We start from the raw sequence: 15,924 nt of genomic DNA on the forward strand, positions 1-15,924 counted from the left end.
GTACCGGGGCACCCGCCCCGTGGGCGGCGATTGTAACGGGCTATTGCATGATTTGACTACGGGCAGGCATTGCGGTACCCGCCCGGAGCTACTCGTTGCGTTTCACCACCAGGCGCCAGCGGATCGACAGCGGTGAGCTGTGAACATGGTGGCCGCGCGGCGGCAGTTCATGGCCACGTATCACCGTGGCCTCCTGGTTGCAATGTTCGCATCGGTAGATGCCGGAAGCCGGTGCCTTTTCACCGGGTTCGTAGGGTTCCCAGGCGTCTCCGGCCTGAAGATTCGCAGTGAAGGGTGCCATGGCGGTGTCCTCTCGCTCAGGGTGTCCTTCAAGGTATAGCGCGCAAGGGATCCCATTTCCGGGCATTTCGTCGGAAGGGTTGCCTGGGCCACTTCAGCCGAGCGAGGCGGCTTGCTGAAGATTCAGCGCTCGGGTTTCCGGCGCCAGTGCCCAGCTCACGCCCAGGCCGACGAAGGTCACCAGCGCCGCGATGTACATGGTGTGTTCGATGCCAAGGGTGTCGAGCGAGAGCGGCACCAGCCAGGTGCCGACTGCCGCGCCCACCCGCGACAGCGACGTACCGACGCCCACCGCCTGGGCGCGGATTTCGGTCGGAAAAATTTCATTGGGGTAGACCAGCTGCAGCACCTGGGCACCGCCGATGAACAGCGCGTATGCGCCGAACAGCACAAGGATTACCGGGGCGGGGGCATTGTGCAGCATGCCGAGCGCCAACAGCGCCAGGCCCGACCAGAGAAAGCTGTGGATCAGCGTGCTGCGCCGGCCGAGGCCATTGAGCAGGCGGGTGGCAAGGACACAGCCGACCACGAAGAGCAGGGTAATTGCCACCGACCCCAGCGAGGCAATGCTGCCTTCCAGGTTCAACGCTTTGAGCACCTGCGGCGCGAAGGCATAAACGGCGAATACCGGGATCACCGAGCAGGTCCAGAAAAGGGTGACGAACAACATGCGCTTGCCATAACCGCTGTGCAGCAGGCTCACCCAGGAAGCCCGCCGGGCCTGGGGCTCTTCGGGCAGGTTGGCGCAAGAGAAGCCGGCACCGTAAACCTTGGCAATGACTGCGTCCGCTTCACTGCGGCGGCCATGCTTGAGCAACCAGCGAGCAGACTCCGGCGTGCCCAGGCGGATCATCAGCAGCAGCGTGCCAATCAGCGCAGCGCTGGCCAGCACCAGCCGCCAGGCGCCTGGCCCTGCGTAGTGAAGCAACAGCTCGCCCACCAGATAGGCGAAGGCGGCGCCGGCGAACCAGGCGATGGTCAATGTCGCCAGGCGAGGGCCGCGGTGCCTGCGCGGCAGGAACTCCACCAGCAGCGCGGTGGCCACCGGGTATTCGATACCGATGGCCACCCCCAGGAGCAGGCGGCACAAGAAAATCGCTTCCCCGGAAGGTGCCCAGAGTTGAGCCAGCGAGCACAGCACGAACATCACCGGCCCGACGAAGAAGATTCGCTTACGCCCGAAGCGATCGGTCAGCCAGCCTCCGACGAATCCACCGAAGAAAATGCCGATCAGTGCAGACGCGGCGATCAGGCCTTGCCAGAAGCTGCTCAGGCTCAAGGCAGCTGTCATCTGCAGCATGGCCACGCCGATGATGCTGAGCACATAGCCGTCGACGAAGGAGCCACCGCCGCTTCTCACGGTCAGCCATTGATGAAAACCATTGAGCGGCGCGTCTTCGAGGGATGGATTGTTATTCATGTTATCTCCGGAGGGGGATCGGCTGGCCTGTGCAGCGGGCTCTGCCGTGGGCACAGCGGGGCGCGTCGGTCGCGAAAGGGCCGCGGCGGGCATGATCCGAAAGGGTGGTGGAGCTGGCCGTGCGGGAAAAGTCTGCATAGCGCCAAAGGGCCTGTCCAGAGCGCCTGCGGCAGGATGTCGCGGTAAAGCGAGGGTGGGTCGCTGACAAGCGAGGGTGGATGCCAGGGCCGCTTCAAGCGCAGGATTGACCGACAAGGTGCAGGCTGTGTAGGAAAAGGGCCTGCATTTATTCCAACCTCCGGACGGAGCTTCGCATGGCCCCTAACAATGCTCAGATTCAGGTTTACGACGCTCACGGTACTGCGCAACTGCTCGATTACCCCTCACTGGTCGACGCGATTGCGGTGGCGGCGGCCGAGCTGGAGCGTGGGGCCATTCCGAGCCCCGAGCGGATGGTCGTGCCGCTGGGGCAGGGCGGGGTGATGCTGAGCATGCCCGCTACCGCGGCGGACCTGGCCATCCACAAGCTGGTGAACGTACAGCCAGGCAATGCGGCACTGGGTTTGCCGACGATTCACGGCGCGGTGAGCCTGTGCGATGCGCGCACGGGCGAGATCAAAGCCGTGCTCGACGGCCCGGAAGTGACCGGCCGACGCACCGCTGCCGTAAGCCTGCTGGCCATCCGCACGCTGCTGCCTGCCGCGCCGCGCGAAGTACTCCTCTACGGCACCGGCGTGCAGGCTCGCCATCACGTTCAGGCCCTTGCGGCGCTGTACCCGCAAGCGAAGGTGTGGGTGCGCAGCCGTAGCCAGCAAAGCGCCGAGGCGTTCTGTCAGGCTTGCGCGCCCTGGCACTCGAACCTGGCCCCTTGCCCGCAAGTGCTGCCGCACGCCGTGGATGTGGTGATTACGTTGACCACCAGCCTTGAAACGATCTACTGACGAGCCGGCACAGGTGGGGCGATTGGTCATCGGCGTAGGGGCCTTCAAGCCGGAGATGGCCGAGCTGGGTGCGCAGGTGCTGGGTGGCAGCCAGTTAGTGGCCGATGAGCCTGCCGGGGCGCGGCACGAGGCCGGCGACCTGCTCCGTGCCGGCGTCGACTGGGGGCAGGTGAAATCCCTCGCGCAGGCACTGCGTGGGGAGCTGGATTTGGCGAAACCTGTGGCCTTCAAAAGCGTCGGCACTGGCGCCTGGGACCTTGCTGCGGGAAGGGTGGCCTGGCAGGCATCAAGCTTTGGTCAGGTGGCTAGTATTTAGCCATTAATGGCATTATGATTTGGCCGTGTATCAGGCCTGTTGCAATCGCACAGGCGCAGGCCAACGCAGGCCAACGCGCAGGGATCTCTGCTTTCAAGGAAGCCCGGGGCATCTACCCGGCAACGTTGCTACAGGCCTGGCATAACAACATGCTTTCGAGACCTTTTCCATGCCTGGCAAACCTCGCGTTTGGGCCACTGTGTGCCTTGTCGTCGCGTTGAGCAGTACCGCGTTGTATCTGGTTTTGCCTGTTCATCCTGCCAAACCCCATCGCCCGCATTTGCCGCCGCCATTACCTGCGGTGGAGCAGATGTCCGATGCTGTCATGCGGGTCGTCCCACGCGGTAAAAGCGCTCACACCGTTGCCTTGCTGATGCCCCAAGGGCAATTGCTCAGCGCTCATGATCTGCAAAAGTTCAGCCTCGACGCGTCTGCGGAGTTGGTGCAGGTGAGCGTCCCGGAAGGTACCTGCGAGCAACAGGCCAGCGCAGTGAACAAGGCGCTGCGGCAACTGCCCAATGCGCCGACACTGCTGGCAGGAACCGGAGCAGGGGTGGGCTGGCCACGCGCTGGGTCGACGCCCAGCACCACAGTGGCGCCCGTGCCGTAGCGATGGATGGACCGCAAGGCCCGTGCATGCCAGACGGTGCCCACGCCGGTAAACGCCTGCTGCTGGGCAAGGGGGCGGGCGAGCAGCCTGGCGAGCGTTTGGAGAACTACCTGCGTACCTCGGTCCTGAGCCTGCCGGGCGACGATGCCAACGAACCGATGAAAGTGGTCGAGATGCCCGCGCCGCAGGCGTCGGACACGGTCACCATTTTCTATTCCGGCGACGGCGGCTGGCGCGACATCGACAAGCAGGTGGGCGAGACCATGGCCAGCCTGGGCAATCCGGTGCTGGGTGTGGATACGCTTAAGTATCACTGGAGCTCCAAAGCCCCGAGCAGAGCGCCGAGGACCTGGCGCGGCTGATGGCCGAGTATCGGCAGAAGTGGGGGCTCGGCACTTCGTGCTGGCAGGGTACTCGTTTGGCGCCGACGTGCTGCCTGCGATCTACAATCGCTTGCCGGAGGCCGATCAGCAATCGGTGGACAGCATGATCCTCCTGGCCTTCGCACACAGTGCCAATTTCGAGATCCGCATCGAAGGCTGGCTGGGCACTGGCGAAGGCAATTACCTGACCGGCCCGGAGCTTGCGAAGGTGCCTGCGCAAAAGTGTATTGCGTGTATGGCCTCAAGGAGGCCAAAGACAGCGGCTGCCTTGGCCAGCCTGCGGTGGGCGAGGTGGTGCCGCTCGAGGGTGGGCATCATTTCGACAGTGACTACGTGGCCCTTGCCAAGCGCCTGGGTGAGGCCATCGCACATCGCCGCGGCTGTGGGCGCCAGCAGGTGATCTGACCGTGGTTTCATCCTGTGCCATGTGGCACTGGGCTATGCTGCTGGGGGACCGCGCGATAACCGCGCGCCCTAGGCTCTGTATGAAATGTATTCCAGCGAAGGCCAGGCAAGGCGAAAACAGGCGAGGAAGCGGAGTTTACTGGTTGTAAATGAGCATTCCGAGCCTGTTTTCAACGCAGCATGGGCGAGCTGGGATGCATTTCGTACAGAGCCTAATGCCCAGGAGCGGACGCTCGATGAAAATATCCAAGGCTTTGCCGTTCATGTTTGCTGCGCTGCTGGCCTCGGCCGCGCCTGCTTTTGCTGCCCTGCCCGAAGGCGCCAGTGCGCCTGACTTTTCCCTGGACGGCGCGTTGGCCGGCAAGCCAGTCCCTTTCTCTCTGGCTCAGGCGTTGAAGCAGGGCCCGGTGGTGCTGTATTTCTTCCCCGCCGCGTTCACCGCCGGCTGCACCCTTGAAGCCCACGCGTTCGCCGAAGCGACCGACCAGTTCAAGCAGATGGGCGCAACGGTCATCGGTGTGACCGCCGGCAACCTCGACCGCGTCGCCGAATTCTCCAAGCTCGAATGCCGCGACAAGTTCACCGTGGCCGCCGACCCGGGCGCCAAAGTGGCCGAGCAGTACCAGACGCTGATGAAAACACCGGACGGCAAGACCTTGTCCGACCGCACTTCCTACGTGATCGCACCCGACGGCAAGGTGCTGTTGAGCTACACCGACCGCAACCCCGAGGCCCACATTCAGAAGGCCATGGAGGCGGTCAAGCAATGGCACGCCAGCCATTCCTGATGAGGTACAGACGATGCTGAGTGCGGTAATTGCGGCCTTTCTGGGCGGGTTGATCCTCAACGCCATGCCGTGCGTGTTCCCGATCATTTCGCTCAAGGCACTGGGCCTGGTGCGCCATGCCCACCAGCAGCGCCACGCGCGGTTGGAAGGGCTAGCGTTCGCAGCCGGGGTGGTGGTGACCATGTTGGCCCTGGCCAGTGTGTTGCTGGCTATCCGCGCAGCGGGCGTGGCGGCCGGCTGGGGTTTTCAGTTGCAGTCTCCGCTGGTGATCGCCCTGCTCGCACTAGTGATGCTGGGCGCGGCACTGAAACCTGTTCGGGGTGTTTGAGACGGGCCTGGCGGCTCAGCGTTTGAGCGGGGCTGCGCCTGAACGCGCAGGGCCTTTGGGCGCTGCATTGACGGGGGCGCTGGCGATTATCGTTGCCACCCCGTGCAGTGCGCCGTTCATGGCAGGCGCACTGGGTTATGCCCTGGTACAACCGGCGCCTCAGGCATTGGCGGTGTTCCTGGCACTGGCGCTGGGTTTCGCGGCGCCGTTCACCTTGCTGGCCTGGTTGCCGGGCCTGGGGCGCGTGCTGCCACGCCCCGGGCCTTGGATGGCCACGCTCAAACAGGTATTGGCCTTCCCGACGCTGGCCGCCGCTGCCTGGCTAGCCTGGGTGTTGGCGCTGCAGGCCGGTGCCGGGCGGTCGGCACGTTGCTGGGCGCGGCCGTGGCGTTGGGCTTCGCTGCATGGTTGCATGGCCGCGCACAGCGCCGGCAACTGCAAGGCGCGCGCCACTGGCCGCTGTCGACACTCGCCGGGCTGATGGTACTGGCCTTGGCATTGCCGCTGGCCGGCCTGCCGCGCACCACGGGCACGCAAGCAACGGCCGATGTCGCCAGTAGCACCTGGACGCCGCAGGCCGTGGCGGCCGAGCGCGGCAGGGGCCATCCGATCTTCGTCAATTTCACTGCGGCGTGGTGCGTCACCTGCCAGGTCAACGAGCGGGTGGCGCTGTCGCAGGAGGCGGTCAAACAGGCCATGGCGCACACTGGCACGCGCTACATGATTGCCGATTCGACGCAGTTCAACGCTGACGTGGACGACGCTATCAACCAGTTCGGCCAAGGCGGCCTGCCGCTGTACGTGCTGTACCCGGCCAATGGCGGGGAGCCGCAGGTACTCCCGCAAGTGCTGACCGTCAATACGGTGGTGGCGGCGCTGGAGCAGGCCGCTCGGCCTTGATCCTTCAGTGCAGAATGGGCCGCGCCCGCAGCGCGGCCTGGCGCTCCAACTGATCGAGCCGGTAATCGCGCTGTTTCTCCGCCTCCAGCATCGCCTTGCGGCCGTGTTGTTTGAGCAGGTAGGCATGGATCTGCTGCACCTCCAGGGTGCGGAAGATCGGCGCCACGTCCAACCGTTCGAACCAGCCAGCGCTGCGTTGCGGGCGGGTGCCAAGCAACACTTGTGGCCCCAGCGCGCCCAGCAGGTGCCAGCCCTGGGCCTGGAACCAGTCGACGCAGGGCAGGGCGCAGGCCGCCTCTGCGTGGGGGTAGCGGGTGGTCATATCGCTGAGCAGCGCACGGCCGATACCTTGGTCGCGATGGGTCGGCAGCACGGCGAGGTAGAGCAGGGCGCAGGCCTCGGGCGCGCCTCGCGCCGGCAGGTAAAGAGCAAAGCCCAACACCTGCTCGGGGTTTGCATCGTTCACTGCCAGCAACAGCTCCACCGCCAACGCCTCGCCGCCCATCGCTTGCAGATACCGATGCACTTCGAGCCCCAGGCCGTATTGATAGAGCGGATACAACGGGTTGCTCGGCTGCAGGGCCGAGGCACTCAGCAGCGTGAGGTGGTCGATCGCCAGCTGTTGCACCTGGCTTGCGAGAGGTTCGGGGGCGGGCTGGCCCAATGGCTGAGGCTGAACATAACGGCTCGTTGAAAAGCAGGGCGCGCATCATACCGCACCTGCAGCACCGGGCGTTGCGGTGGAGCCAACCGATGGTAGGCTTGTGCGCGTTTGGTCAAGGAGCATTCAAATGAGCGACACGGTTCTGCTGTTTTCCTACGGCACCCTGCAAGACGAAGCGGTGCAACTGGCCAACTTTGGCCGGCGCCTGGCCGGGCGCCCGGATGCGTTGCTCGGCTATCGCCAGGACTGGGTCGAAATCACCGACCCGTTGGTGCTGCAACAAAGCGGCAAAACCCATCACCCGATCGTCAGCCACAGCGGCGTGGCCAGCGACCAGGTAACGGGCACGGTGTTCGAGATCACTGCGCAGGAGCTGGCGGCAGCCGACAGCTATGAAGTGGCCGACTACCAGCGGGTGGACGCACCGCTGGCGTCTGGGCTGCACGCCTGGGTCTACGTCAAGGCGCAGTGAAGTCCGGCGCCACCAGCACCTGCTGGCCTGACGGGCGCGCCTTCAGGCGTTGCAGGTACACCGAAAGTTCGCCATGCCTGCTCAGCCAGTTCGCACCCGGGATGCGGTCCAGGTAATCGAGCATCGGTGCGAGGAGGGCGTCCGCCAGGGTGAACGCTTCGCCGCACAGGAACGGCTTGCTGTTTAGCTGGCGAGCGACCGCCGCCAGGGTGAAGTCCACTTCAGCCTGTGCCTGCGCCAGTTCTTCCGGCGTGATGGCCGAGCCACCCTTGGGCCCGGCGATGCGCAGCAGGTAGCGCCGCACTACGCGAGTATCAACGGTGCTGGCGATCGCGCTGGCCCATTGATCGACCTCCAGGCGGGTTTGTGCGTCGGCCGGAGCCAGCGATGATTCCTCGAAAGCCTGGTCCAGGTAACGGCAGATCACCGCAGTTTCGAACACCACGCGCTCGCCATGCAGCAGCACCGGCACTTGCCCGAACGGTTGCAGGGCCAGGTGCTCCGGGCTGCGCAGGGCCACCGGTTTGCCGCCCTGGTGCATGCCGTAGGTAGCTTCCAGGCCTTTCTCCAGGCAATACAAACGCACGCTGCGCACCAGGGAGCTGTAACCGGGGCCAAGGATATGCAATGTCATCGCGAACTCGCTCTTGAGGATGAAGGCTGGCATGCTCTCGCACCTGACCATCTGTTCAAGAACATATTCTGGAGCGTTCCATGGCCTGGCCCGAAGATCAGAAGCTGCAAACCCGCCGCCGCATCCTCGAAAGCGCCGCCCGGCTGTTCGCGGTGCAAGGCTTCGACGCCGTCAACATCGACATGCTGATGGCCGACGCCGGGCTCACCCGCGGCGCCTTCTACCATCACTTTCGCACCAAAGCCGAGCTGCTCGACGAAGCCATTGGTCACGCCGCCCAGTGCGGCGGTGCCAGGCTCGATGCTTTGGGCGATGCAGGCCTTGGCGCGCTGGTGCAAGCGTACTTGCGCCCGGAGCATGTGAGCGGGCAAGTGCTGCGTTGCCCGTTGGCGTTCATGGCCACCGACATGGCCCACCAGGACCGCGCCGTCCGAAACAGCTACACCCGCAGCTTCAGCCAGTTTATCGAGCGTATCCGGGAAGCTTCGGCGTCAGGCAGCCGCGCACAGGCACTGCAAATGGCCGTGATGCTGATCGGCGGCGTGGCATTGGCGCGTTCGCTGGAAGATGAAGGCTTGGTGGAAGAATTGCTGGCCGCATGCAGGGCCGGGGGGCTGGCATTGATAAGCGAGGAGGGTAGCGACTGACCTTGGCCGGGAGGTTGAATTCAGGTTGCCCTGCGCACCGGGCGGTGCCGCTGGAGCAACCTGAAGCACGGTCAGTCGCGCACGTTCATGAACTCTCGGGCCCAGCTCACGTATTCGTCGGGCATCGTGTAAGTGTGGGTCAGCTCGCTGGCCGTCAGGTCCTGAGTACTGCGGGTGACATTACGCTGCGCACGCAGGCTGTCGTAAGTCGCCTTGATCGACGCGAAATAAGCACCGTGGCCCGCCACGATGATGCGCACGCCAAGCTTGGCCAGGCGCTCCTGATCGGTAAGGTTCTGGTTGCCGTAGGTCACCAGCATCAAGGGCACGCTGATGTGCTGGGAAATGGCTTCCAGATGGTCGAAATCACGCACACCCACCACGCAGATGCCATCGGCGCCGGCGTCCTGATAGGCCCTGGCACGCAGCGCAACCTCCTGGTCGGAAATCACACCGGCATTGGTACGGGCGATGATCGAAAGCGCCTTGTCGTCACGGGCCTCGAGCGCCGCACGGACCTTGCCGACGCCTTCTTCGATGCTGATCAGGTCAGTGGACTTGCGGCCGAACTGGGCCGGGAGCAACGTGTCTTCGATGGTCAGCGCCGCCACGCCGGCACGCTCCAGCTCCTGCACCGTACGCATCACGTTCAGCGCATTGCCGTAACCGTGGTCGGCGTCGGCAATGAACGGCAGCTGGGCCACACGGCCGATGCGGGTCGCTTGCTCGGTGAATTCGCTCAAGGTGATCAAGGCGAAGTCGGGCGCTGCCAGAACCTGCAGCGAAGCGACCGAGCCTCCCAGAATGCCTACTTCAAACCCGAGATCACCGGCGATGCGTGCCGACATCGGGTCGAAGACCGAGGCTGTCTGGTAGCAGGCATCTGACTGTAGAAGGTGGCGAAACGAGTTACGCAAATCGTGATGGGAGAGTCTGGACATCGTTGTTCCTCACCACGGCCATTGCAGGAGCCGCGGTCTTTGGCGTTTTTAAGGAACGCGCATTTTAGCGTGGGCTGTGGCTGACTGCCATAAGCGTAACGGAATGTTTCGTGTAATGCGCAGGCCTTATGTTGAGCGGCCTGCGGAGAATTTCGGAGCCTCCGCAGGTCGCGTAACATAGGGCCTATTATGCGAATTCCAGTCCCTCTTTCTGACCGCTCCATACGCGATGCCAAGGCGTTTATGAGCAATCCCGATGCCACTGATGCGGTAGAGGCACTGATCGTTTCCTACGGCAATCTGGTGGCTGAGATTCGTGGTTTGAGGTCCCGTGTGCGCGACCTCGATCAGGAGGCCACCGAGGTTGACCAGGTCGTTGCCCGGCTGCGTGACATTGCTGTCTCTATCGAGCAGCTTTGATATCAAAATGGCTTTCTGCAGCACACAACCAGGTGCAATTCTGATATCAGTACGCTGCCGGAATCTGATATCATTTTTGCACCTGGTTCGCCGGCTGCGGCGCTGGTTTTGATATCAAAAGGAATGCGCCATGCATCTGATCGTTCGTGATTTTCCCGATGACCTCGTAGAACTGCTCAAGGCTCGCACCGGCAGCGCTGCCGCTTCAAAAGCGGTTGTCACTGCTTGCTACGCGTCGATTAGCCAGGCTGATCAGATTGAACGCCAGCGCCTTCGAATCGCTGAACTGGAGACCGCTCTTAGGGTTTCTCGTCAGGTCGTCGAAGGTGCCCGCTCTGCTGCGGCTCTGCTGCTTGAACACACCGCCCAGGGCGATCTCCTGACCCGGGCTCGATATCAACCTGCGCATCCTGGTCGTGCTCGATCGCGCTTTTTGATATCAAAACCCCCGTGCTTTTCCGTCATGCACTCCCGCGTTCGCGCGGGCGAAGCCCCCAGTCACCACCCGCGCCCGAAGGGCGATTAGGCGCCTATTGTCCCTTCTGCCTGGCTGATTTCTTCCCGCGCCGGTACCCGGCAAAGCCGGCCGGTTTCACGGCATACAAAAAACCCCCGGCGTCTTCCTGACCACCGAGGGTTTTGTTTGCGGGCTTGTCCTGACCGTCTCTGATCCATCCGCCTCGCGTGCTGCTAAACCGCTTTTCCCTCTTTGCATGGCCTCCCGCGCAGCCTTCTCGGTCCCGTGCCGCTCAGCGCTGGAGATCGGACGGTCCCGGCAGGTGCAATGCCTCAGCCCGCTTTTTCTGTCCCATCATGATGGCTGCAGCCGTGCTTGCTCCGGTCAGTCTTGCTCGGCTATTCCCGTTTCTGCTCACGTCAGCCATGTGTAAGCAACTGGGCTCCGCCCGTTGCGTGGGGTGCCGATTGCGGTAGCAATAGGGCCTCGCGGCCCTGGGGCTTCGCCCCAGCGAGCGGCGCTATTCCCCTTCGGGAATGGCGTGCCTTTGATCTTGCCCTTCGCGTTTTTGGCTGCGCAGGGTGGGGGCGCTGTAACACCCCAATTTAGTCTGGACGTCCAGATGTGTTAGCCGCTATTGACTTGGTTTTTTGCTGTAGATAGTATGGCAGTCCATACAAGCCGAGGCGCACATGCAACCGCGCACCTATTCACAGATTCGTGCCGACCTATCCCTGATCGGTATAACTGACACTCAAGCTCTTAATAACACATGCTCATACGCTCTTTTGTGGGCGGTTGGTGAGCAGTTTGATCTTTCCAAAAGCGCTGTGAAAGTTGTCAGGGCGCGACTTAGAAAGATAGGCATAGATATAGCAAAGCCATTTGATGGCTCTATTGATTTGTCGTCTAAGTAGAATTTAAGTTTTCGGCACTTTCGCCGAGAAAAATGAAGCCTAGGGAGGTGCGAACTCCCTAGACTTCACCACTAGTGATCTGAGAAGGAGATCATCAATGGCTTCCGCCAATGCTACCAATACGCCTGTAATTTCTCGCCTGGATGCTACCTGCAATTGGACGCCTTCTGGCTCACAACGTGAAAAAATATCATCTTCCCTGCCTGGTTTTCCGACCATCGACCCTATCGATTTGCTTGGTCACACCTGCGCTTTTTCGAAAGTCACGGTATCAGGTCCGTCTCAGCCGTTCTGGGCCAGGGTCAATGCTGTGCAATTCTGCATCTGCGAGGCGGGCTTTTTTGTCTGTCAGATGACACTTCAGTCTACCGACACGGCAGCGAACACCTTTGAAGCGTCGACCTTGACGCTTGCCGCGGCCGGTACTTTCTCTTTTCTGTTCGCTCACTAAGCCACCAAAATTCTGCGATCTACCAACTGAAATTTGGGTATTGACAGGTTTTCAGACCTTTCACGCGACGTGAACTTCAAAGGGGTGGATATCGGCTACGTGGCCCGCGCCTGGCCGCTCGATACCCCCGGCAAAGCTTCATCCCACGATCTGGCCGGCATCGCGCCGAAGCTGTAGGCGTCTGAGCTTGCTCAGCCGCCTACAGCGGAGGTGCTTTCCTGCTTATCGCGTTGATTGCTTGCCCTGGTATCGCTGGCCGGCTCGGGCCTCTTGGCTCCATTGGTGAATTCGCATAATGTGTATTATGTTAAATTATATTTCTTGATGACTTAGTCGTAGGTGCCCGTTTCCAGTAACCTACCAACGCTCTATCTTCCCTTGAAACCCATCCGCGCAAAACTCCAGATTTGGCCAATAGTTTTGGTACACCCGCACCGGATTTCCCAACACCCGAGGTAACCGTTGCGAATCACGGACACTCCTACCCCTTAAACTCCCGCACCCCAGCCCATAAGGCTTCAGCCTCTCGGGGTTGCTTCCGAACGCCAGCAAACCTCAGAAATGCGGACACTTCTGCCTCTGAGCGCCTTCCGCAAACCCTTGAATCCATTGGGTCTCGTCAAAAAACGCTCGTTTGAACCGTTGCCCCGATTTTGTGCGCTATCAGGACACTCGAATAATCTGCGGGATTTCCAGAACCACCCCTGTAAGCGAGTAAAACCAACGCCTCCAAGGTTTTTTGCACCTAATGCGGACACCTTCCTGCGCACACGGCGAACCCCATAATCAGGACACTTTCCGTATTTTCAACGCTCCAGGAGCTCCTGTGGGCTGGGCACGGCCTGCGGCACGGCTGTCGTGAACCAAGCCCCGACTGCGTCTGGGTCTTGGCCCTCCGGGCTTCCATCCTCGTGCTTGCGCGCTCCACTTGCCTCATGGCTTCGATTCAGGAATACCCGGGCAGACACCATGCGACGTGTTGCGGCGACGCTTGCTCCATGGGCATCATGAAGTTAGGCTCTGTACGTAATTGGCAGAAACTCAGCCAAACCCACACCGCAGAGCAGTTGCCGTAGAGTCTCCCGCCATCCAGGGAAAGGAATCCTCTAATGGCCAGTCGGTACGATATTTCGGATGAAGCTTGGGATTTGGTAGCGGATCTTTTCACAGGTCCGCAGCGCAAAGGTCGCCCCCGTCGTGATGATCGGCAGATGCTCAATGGCATCCTGTGGGTACTCTGTTCGGGAGCACCATGGCGCGACATGCCGGAGGATTTCGGGCCCTGGTCAAGCGTCTATCAGCGCTTTCGCGATTGGCGAAACCAACGTGTCTTCAGCCAGATGCTCAAACGGCTGCAACTGAAGCTCAACGAAAAAGGCCGGATCGATCTGAAGACCTGGATGATCGATTCAACCGCCATACGTGCCTCCCGCTCGGCCTCCGGCGCGGGTAAAAAAGGGGGCCTGACGAACCCGCCGATCATGCTCTAGGCCGCAGCCGCGGAGGCTTCACCACCAAGATTCATATGCTGTGCGACGCTAACGGCATTCCTCTTCGCTTTCTGCTCTCCGGTGGCAACGCAAGCGACATCAACTACGCCCAACCCCTCCTGGACGGCGCCCATCTTCCGACTGTACGTGGCCGGCCACGCAAGCGCTGCAGATGGCTACTAGCAGACAAAGGTTATGACGCCGAGGCGCTGCGCCAATACTGCGACCGCTATCGAATGCAGCCCGTCATTCCCCTTCGGATGATGAAGCGCAAGCCGAAACCGGGCTTGCCTCGCCTGTTCGACAAGCCCAAATACGCGCAGCGGAACATCATTGAGCGGATGTTCGGCTGGCTCAAAGACAACCGCAGAATTGGTACGCGCTATGACAAGCTGGCAGAGAGCTTTGCCGCTATGGTTTCGCTGGCGTGCTCGTTGCGGTGTTTAAAACAGTTGGTTTCGTACAGAGCCTAAAGAACAATAAATAATAAAGACAGCAACCATGAACTGGCCGACCACTACCGTTTTCGCCTTCATCCCGCAGCAGATTGGCGCCTCAGACGTTCCGCAATCTAGTGAGAAACTGGACAGCCAAGTGGTATCGATTTTCCAGACAGTTGGCATTTCCTATTCGATCTTGGACAGAATGACTGCCCACGACGCCGGCTGTGCGAATGCAGCTGCAGATTTCTTCGTTACAACACTTATGAAGGACGGTTGGTCATGGAACACATCGAACCGGTTAGTGACAGAGACCGACTGGCAGCACCGGATGTATCGAGCATGGAGCGTTTTGAACGCCGAGAACCGCGGGATCGCAGCGGCGCTCGACTATGAGGTGTACCAAAACTATTGGCCAAATCTGGAGTTTTGCGCGGATGGGTTTCAAGGGAAGATAGAGCGTTGGATCGCCGGGGCTTGAAGGCGCCGCACGCTAGATCACTTGCTCAGTTACCTGCGACAAGGCGCTTTGAAGGATACGTGTCCCCTACTCTCTTGAGCGTTCAAGCCTCGGTCGAACAAGCTGATGACCGGGAGTTTGCTCGATCCAGGTGATCACCCTTTCGATCACTGCTCTAGCCTGCATAATGCTACGAAAAAACTAAGTAATAGCTTAGATATTCAAGCCGACCGCCCAAAAATCCCCAAAAACTAAGGAAAACCTTAGTTTTTGGGGGAGTGTTCCGGTCACTGGCGCTTCATACGGACAGGTGTAAACCAACTTTTTGCACTGCAAACCACGACGGTTAACAGTATTGAAAATCGGTTTACACCCTCTTAGCTACCCTTCAGAGGCGGGGAACAGCGCCCGTTGGGTGAGAAGGAGCAACCCTAGGAGGCTGGAGGCCTTCTCCTTACGATTGTCGATAGCCTCCTTGAGCAGTGCCCGTGTGTCTTCCTGCGTAAGCTTCAGCGTACCGGTGGCCAGGGCGGCGGCAAACTCCAGGGCGGCATCGCCGTAAGTCCGCTCCCACCGGGCAAATACCTTGGCGATGAACTCTTTCATTAGCTTGCTCAGTTCAGGGCTTGCTGAGTAATCAAGCTCCGAAGGTAGGCACGCCCGGAGGAATGACGCTTGTAGGACGTTGTCGTTAAACCGGAGGAAGCACTCCGGTGATAACACCACGGACTCATACCCCGTCGGTTGCAGGCGCAGCTCATGATATTCGTGCTCCCGAGCGAACTGCAGGACGGCAGCAATCGTAAAGAACACCGTGCTCTGCGGTACGTTTTCACAGTCCTTGCCCACATCGCTTGTGGCGTCGAAGAACAGAAAACCATCGGATAAGGCGAGCGCGTTGCCATCATGTTTTGGCAGGAAGCTGTGCTTGTGCTCCTCAATCAGCTCAGTGGCCTCATCAAGAGCCTGATGACGGACCTTGTCCGCGACTGCAGGCGTGAAGCCGATGTCATCGACCTGCCCGGCAGAGACGACCTTGGTCAACCGATTCCATGCGTTCTCTTTCCCATCATCTCCGATGGGTAAGCACAGCCAGTTAGAGAAGCCATACTCCCGGGGCGTGGGGTTCTTCATCAAGAAAGTCTTGAGGAGTGTCCAGGCTCTCGCGCTCTGTGGAATTCCGATCGGTGCAAGGAACCTGCGTGGCACGGTAGCGTCCATGTAGGCTCGCAGATCACGACTGATCTCCCTCAAAATACCGCCATCACGCGCAACCACTGTCGCGACCAGCACCCCGGAGACAGTTTCAAAATCGACTTGATCAAGCTCGCTGTAAGGCACGCATCGGATTGACTTGGAAGCTCCCCATTTCTCGCTGAGCATCTCATGGGCCACCTCGCCGAGTTTCTTCGACCCGTCATCGTCGGCGTAGACGATCAGGTTTGTCGCCATGGAGACCGACCAGTCGATTTCAGCGGCCAGCCATTTTCTGAAGGCAGCGTCCGCCAGCAGCAGATCAGGATTGAGCGTCAACAGCTTG

Annotated in this window: 21 protein-coding genes and 1 pseudogene; 16 read left to right on the forward strand and 6 right to left on the reverse strand. The window is 61.0% G+C overall.

The features are described 5' to 3' along the window. Nucleotides 1-88: 88 nt before the first annotated feature. Together LN139_RS08965 and LN139_RS08970 are read right to left on the reverse strand one after the other, a co-directional pair. Complete coding sequence (locus tag LN139_RS08965; RefSeq protein WP_236359592.1) at nt 89-301, reverse strand: hypothetical protein; 213 nt, start codon at nt 299-301, stop codon at nt 89-91. A 93-nt stretch (nt 302-394) separates the two neighbouring features. Beyond that, a complete protein-coding gene (locus tag LN139_RS08970) occupies nt 395-1,720 on the reverse strand; it encodes an MFS transporter (RefSeq protein ID WP_236359593.1) in 1,326 nt (441 codons plus the stop codon). Between the two features lie 314 nt (nt 1,721-2,034). On the opposite strand from LN139_RS08970, the gene LN139_RS08975 reads away from it, so the two are divergent. The 8 genes and pseudogenes from LN139_RS08975 (at nt 2,035) to LN139_RS09010 (ending at nt 6,391) form a co-directional block, all read left to right on the forward strand. Next, on the forward strand, nt 2,035-2,661 hold the full coding sequence (locus LN139_RS08975) for a delta(1)-pyrroline-2-carboxylate reductase family protein (protein ID WP_236359594.1): 627 nt from the start codon (nt 2,035-2,037) through the stop codon (nt 2,659-2,661). Beyond that, nucleotides 2,645-2,977, forward strand: a complete 333-nt coding sequence (locus LN139_RS08980) for a hypothetical protein (RefSeq protein WP_236359595.1) — start codon at nt 2,645-2,647, stop codon at nt 2,975-2,977. Before LN139_RS08975 ends, LN139_RS08980 begins: the two co-directional genes overlap by 17 nt. A gap of 310 nt (nt 2,978-3,287) precedes the next feature. Continuing rightward, nucleotides 3,288-3,587 carry a hypothetical protein gene (locus LN139_RS08985; protein ID WP_236359596.1) on the forward strand — a complete coding sequence of 100 codons (300 nt, stop codon included), beginning with the start codon at nt 3,288-3,290 and terminating at the stop codon, nt 3,585-3,587. A 167-nt stretch (nt 3,588-3,754) separates the two neighbouring features. Then, nucleotides 3,755-4,375, forward strand: a pseudogene (locus tag LN139_RS08990) (virulence factor family protein); the annotation flags it as partial. Between the two features lie 236 nt (nt 4,376-4,611). After that, nucleotides 4,612-5,163, forward strand: coding sequence for a peroxiredoxin (locus LN139_RS08995; protein WP_236359597.1), 552 nt, complete (start codon nt 4,612-4,614; stop codon nt 5,161-5,163). Nucleotides 5,164-5,176: 13 nt separating this feature from the next. Then, complete coding sequence (locus LN139_RS09000) at nt 5,177-5,491, forward strand: hypothetical protein (RefSeq protein ID WP_236359598.1); 315 nt, start codon at nt 5,177-5,179, stop codon at nt 5,489-5,491. 22 nt (nt 5,492-5,513) lie between these two features. Further along, a complete protein-coding gene (locus tag LN139_RS09005) occupies nt 5,514-5,972 on the forward strand; it encodes a cytochrome c biogenesis protein CcdA (RefSeq protein WP_236359599.1) in 459 nt (152 codons plus the stop codon). Then, nucleotides 5,876-6,391 carry a thioredoxin family protein gene (locus LN139_RS09010; protein ID WP_236359600.1) on the forward strand — a complete coding sequence of 172 codons (516 nt, stop codon included), beginning with the start codon at nt 5,876-5,878 and terminating at the stop codon, nt 6,389-6,391. The genes LN139_RS09005 and LN139_RS09010 overlap by 97 nt, the downstream gene beginning before the upstream one ends. Nucleotides 6,392-6,395: 4 nt before the next feature. Here the strand turns inward: LN139_RS09010 and LN139_RS09015 are convergent, their stop codons facing one another. Beyond that, nucleotides 6,396-7,019, reverse strand: a complete 624-nt coding sequence (locus tag LN139_RS09015) for a GNAT family N-acetyltransferase (protein ID WP_236359601.1) — start codon at nt 7,017-7,019, stop codon at nt 6,396-6,398. Between the two features lie 163 nt (nt 7,020-7,182). On the opposite strand from LN139_RS09015, the gene LN139_RS09020 reads away from it, so the two are divergent. Beyond that, complete coding sequence (locus LN139_RS09020; RefSeq protein ID WP_236359602.1) at nt 7,183-7,527, forward strand: gamma-glutamylcyclotransferase family protein; 345 nt, start codon at nt 7,183-7,185, stop codon at nt 7,525-7,527. On the opposite strand, the gene LN139_RS09025 is transcribed toward LN139_RS09020, so the two are convergent. Further along, nucleotides 7,514-8,194 (reverse strand): glutathione S-transferase family protein, encoded by a 681-nt coding sequence (locus tag LN139_RS09025; RefSeq protein WP_236359603.1) that lies wholly within the window; start codon nt 8,192-8,194, stop codon nt 7,514-7,516. The genes LN139_RS09020 and LN139_RS09025 overlap by 14 nt on opposite strands. Nucleotides 8,195-8,241: 47 nt before the next feature. Between LN139_RS09025 and LN139_RS09030 the strand changes: the two genes are divergently transcribed. Further along, nucleotides 8,242-8,808, forward strand: a complete 567-nt coding sequence (locus tag LN139_RS09030; protein WP_236359604.1) for a TetR/AcrR family transcriptional regulator — start codon at nt 8,242-8,244, stop codon at nt 8,806-8,808. 71 nt (nt 8,809-8,879) lie between these two features. Here the strand turns inward: LN139_RS09030 and LN139_RS09035 are convergent, their stop codons facing one another. Beyond that, on the reverse strand, nt 8,880-9,749 hold the full coding sequence (locus LN139_RS09035; RefSeq protein WP_236359605.1) for an isocitrate lyase/PEP mutase family protein: 870 nt from the start codon (nt 9,747-9,749) through the stop codon (nt 8,880-8,882). A gap of 243 nt (nt 9,750-9,992) precedes the next feature. On the opposite strand from LN139_RS09035, the gene LN139_RS09040 reads away from it, so the two are divergent. From LN139_RS09040 to LN139_RS09060, 6 genes are all read left to right on the forward strand, one after another. Then, nucleotides 9,993-10,169 (forward strand): hypothetical protein, encoded by a 177-nt coding sequence (locus LN139_RS09040; protein ID WP_236359606.1) that lies wholly within the window; start codon nt 9,993-9,995, stop codon nt 10,167-10,169. 130 nt (nt 10,170-10,299) lie between these two features. After that, entirely contained in the window at nt 10,300-10,695 is a 396-nt protein-coding gene (locus LN139_RS09045) for a hypothetical protein (RefSeq protein ID WP_236359607.1), read from the forward strand. Nucleotides 10,696-11,318: 623 nt separating this feature from the next. Beyond that, nucleotides 11,319-11,543 carry a phage/plasmid replication domain-containing protein gene (locus LN139_RS25570; RefSeq protein WP_442964399.1) on the forward strand — a complete coding sequence of 75 codons (225 nt, stop codon included), beginning with the start codon at nt 11,319-11,321 and terminating at the stop codon, nt 11,541-11,543. A gap of 97 nt (nt 11,544-11,640) precedes the next feature. Further along, nucleotides 11,641-11,994 (forward strand): hypothetical protein, encoded by a 354-nt coding sequence (locus LN139_RS09050; RefSeq protein WP_236359608.1) that lies wholly within the window; start codon nt 11,641-11,643, stop codon nt 11,992-11,994. A 1,109-nt stretch (nt 11,995-13,103) separates the two neighbouring features. After that, nucleotides 13,104-13,957, forward strand: a protein-coding gene (locus LN139_RS09055; RefSeq protein WP_442964345.1) for an IS5 family transposase whose coding sequence is annotated in 2 segments (ribosomal slippage) — nt 13,104-13,445 and nt 13,448-13,957 — 852 coding nt in all. Because the reading frame shifts where the segments join, the coding sequence is not laid out codon by codon here. 28 nt (nt 13,958-13,985) lie between these two features. Then, a complete protein-coding gene (locus LN139_RS09060) occupies nt 13,986-14,405 on the forward strand; it encodes a hypothetical protein (RefSeq protein ID WP_236359609.1) in 420 nt (139 codons plus the stop codon). Between the two features lie 360 nt (nt 14,406-14,765). Here the strand turns inward: LN139_RS09060 and LN139_RS09065 are convergent, their stop codons facing one another. Then, a complete protein-coding gene (locus LN139_RS09065; protein ID WP_236359610.1) occupies nt 14,766-15,917 on the reverse strand; it encodes a hypothetical protein in 1,152 nt (383 codons plus the stop codon). Nucleotides 15,918-15,924: the final 7 nt, after the last annotated feature.

The sequence above is a fragment of the Pseudomonas sp. KNUC1026 genome (genome assembly GCF_021650705.1).
Lineage (GTDB): Bacteria > Pseudomonadota > Gammaproteobacteria > Pseudomonadales > Pseudomonadaceae > Aquipseudomonas.

What these genes read in the sequence shown, in the direction of transcription:
- LN139_RS08965 (WP_236359592.1), bottom strand. Translation starts at nt 301, where the DNA reads ATGGCACCCTTCACTGCGAATCTTCAGGCCGGAGACGCCTGGGAACCC.
- LN139_RS08970 (WP_236359593.1), bottom strand. Translation starts at nt 1,720, where the DNA reads ATGAATAACAATCCATCCCTCGAAGACGCGCCGCTCAATGGTTTTCAT.
- LN139_RS08975 (WP_236359594.1), top strand. Translation starts at nt 2,035, where the DNA reads ATGGCCCCTAACAATGCTCAGATTCAGGTTTACGACGCTCACGGTACT.
- LN139_RS08985 (WP_236359596.1), top strand. Translation starts at nt 3,288, where the DNA reads ATGTCCGATGCTGTCATGCGGGTCGTCCCACGCGGTAAAAGCGCTCAC.
- LN139_RS08995 (WP_236359597.1), top strand. Translation starts at nt 4,612, where the DNA reads ATGAAAATATCCAAGGCTTTGCCGTTCATGTTTGCTGCGCTGCTGGCC.
- LN139_RS09000 (WP_236359598.1), top strand. Translation starts at nt 5,177, where the DNA reads ATGCTGAGTGCGGTAATTGCGGCCTTTCTGGGCGGGTTGATCCTCAAC.
- LN139_RS09020 (WP_236359602.1), top strand. Translation starts at nt 7,183, where the DNA reads ATGAGCGACACGGTTCTGCTGTTTTCCTACGGCACCCTGCAAGACGAA.
- LN139_RS09025 (WP_236359603.1), bottom strand. Translation starts at nt 8,194, where the DNA reads ATGCCAGCCTTCATCCTCAAGAGCGAGTTCGCGATGACATTGCATATC.
- LN139_RS09030 (WP_236359604.1), top strand. Translation starts at nt 8,242, where the DNA reads ATGGCCTGGCCCGAAGATCAGAAGCTGCAAACCCGCCGCCGCATCCTC.
- LN139_RS09035 (WP_236359605.1), bottom strand. Translation starts at nt 9,749, where the DNA reads ATGTCCAGACTCTCCCATCACGATTTGCGTAACTCGTTTCGCCACCTT.
- LN139_RS09040 (WP_236359606.1), top strand. Translation starts at nt 9,993, where the DNA reads ATGAGCAATCCCGATGCCACTGATGCGGTAGAGGCACTGATCGTTTCC.
- LN139_RS09045 (WP_236359607.1), top strand. Translation starts at nt 10,300, where the DNA reads ATGCATCTGATCGTTCGTGATTTTCCCGATGACCTCGTAGAACTGCTC.
- LN139_RS25570 (WP_442964399.1), top strand. Translation starts at nt 11,319, where the DNA reads ATGCAACCGCGCACCTATTCACAGATTCGTGCCGACCTATCCCTGATC.
- LN139_RS09050 (WP_236359608.1), top strand. Translation starts at nt 11,641, where the DNA reads ATGGCTTCCGCCAATGCTACCAATACGCCTGTAATTTCTCGCCTGGAT.
- LN139_RS09060 (WP_236359609.1), top strand. Translation starts at nt 13,986, where the DNA reads ATGAACTGGCCGACCACTACCGTTTTCGCCTTCATCCCGCAGCAGATT.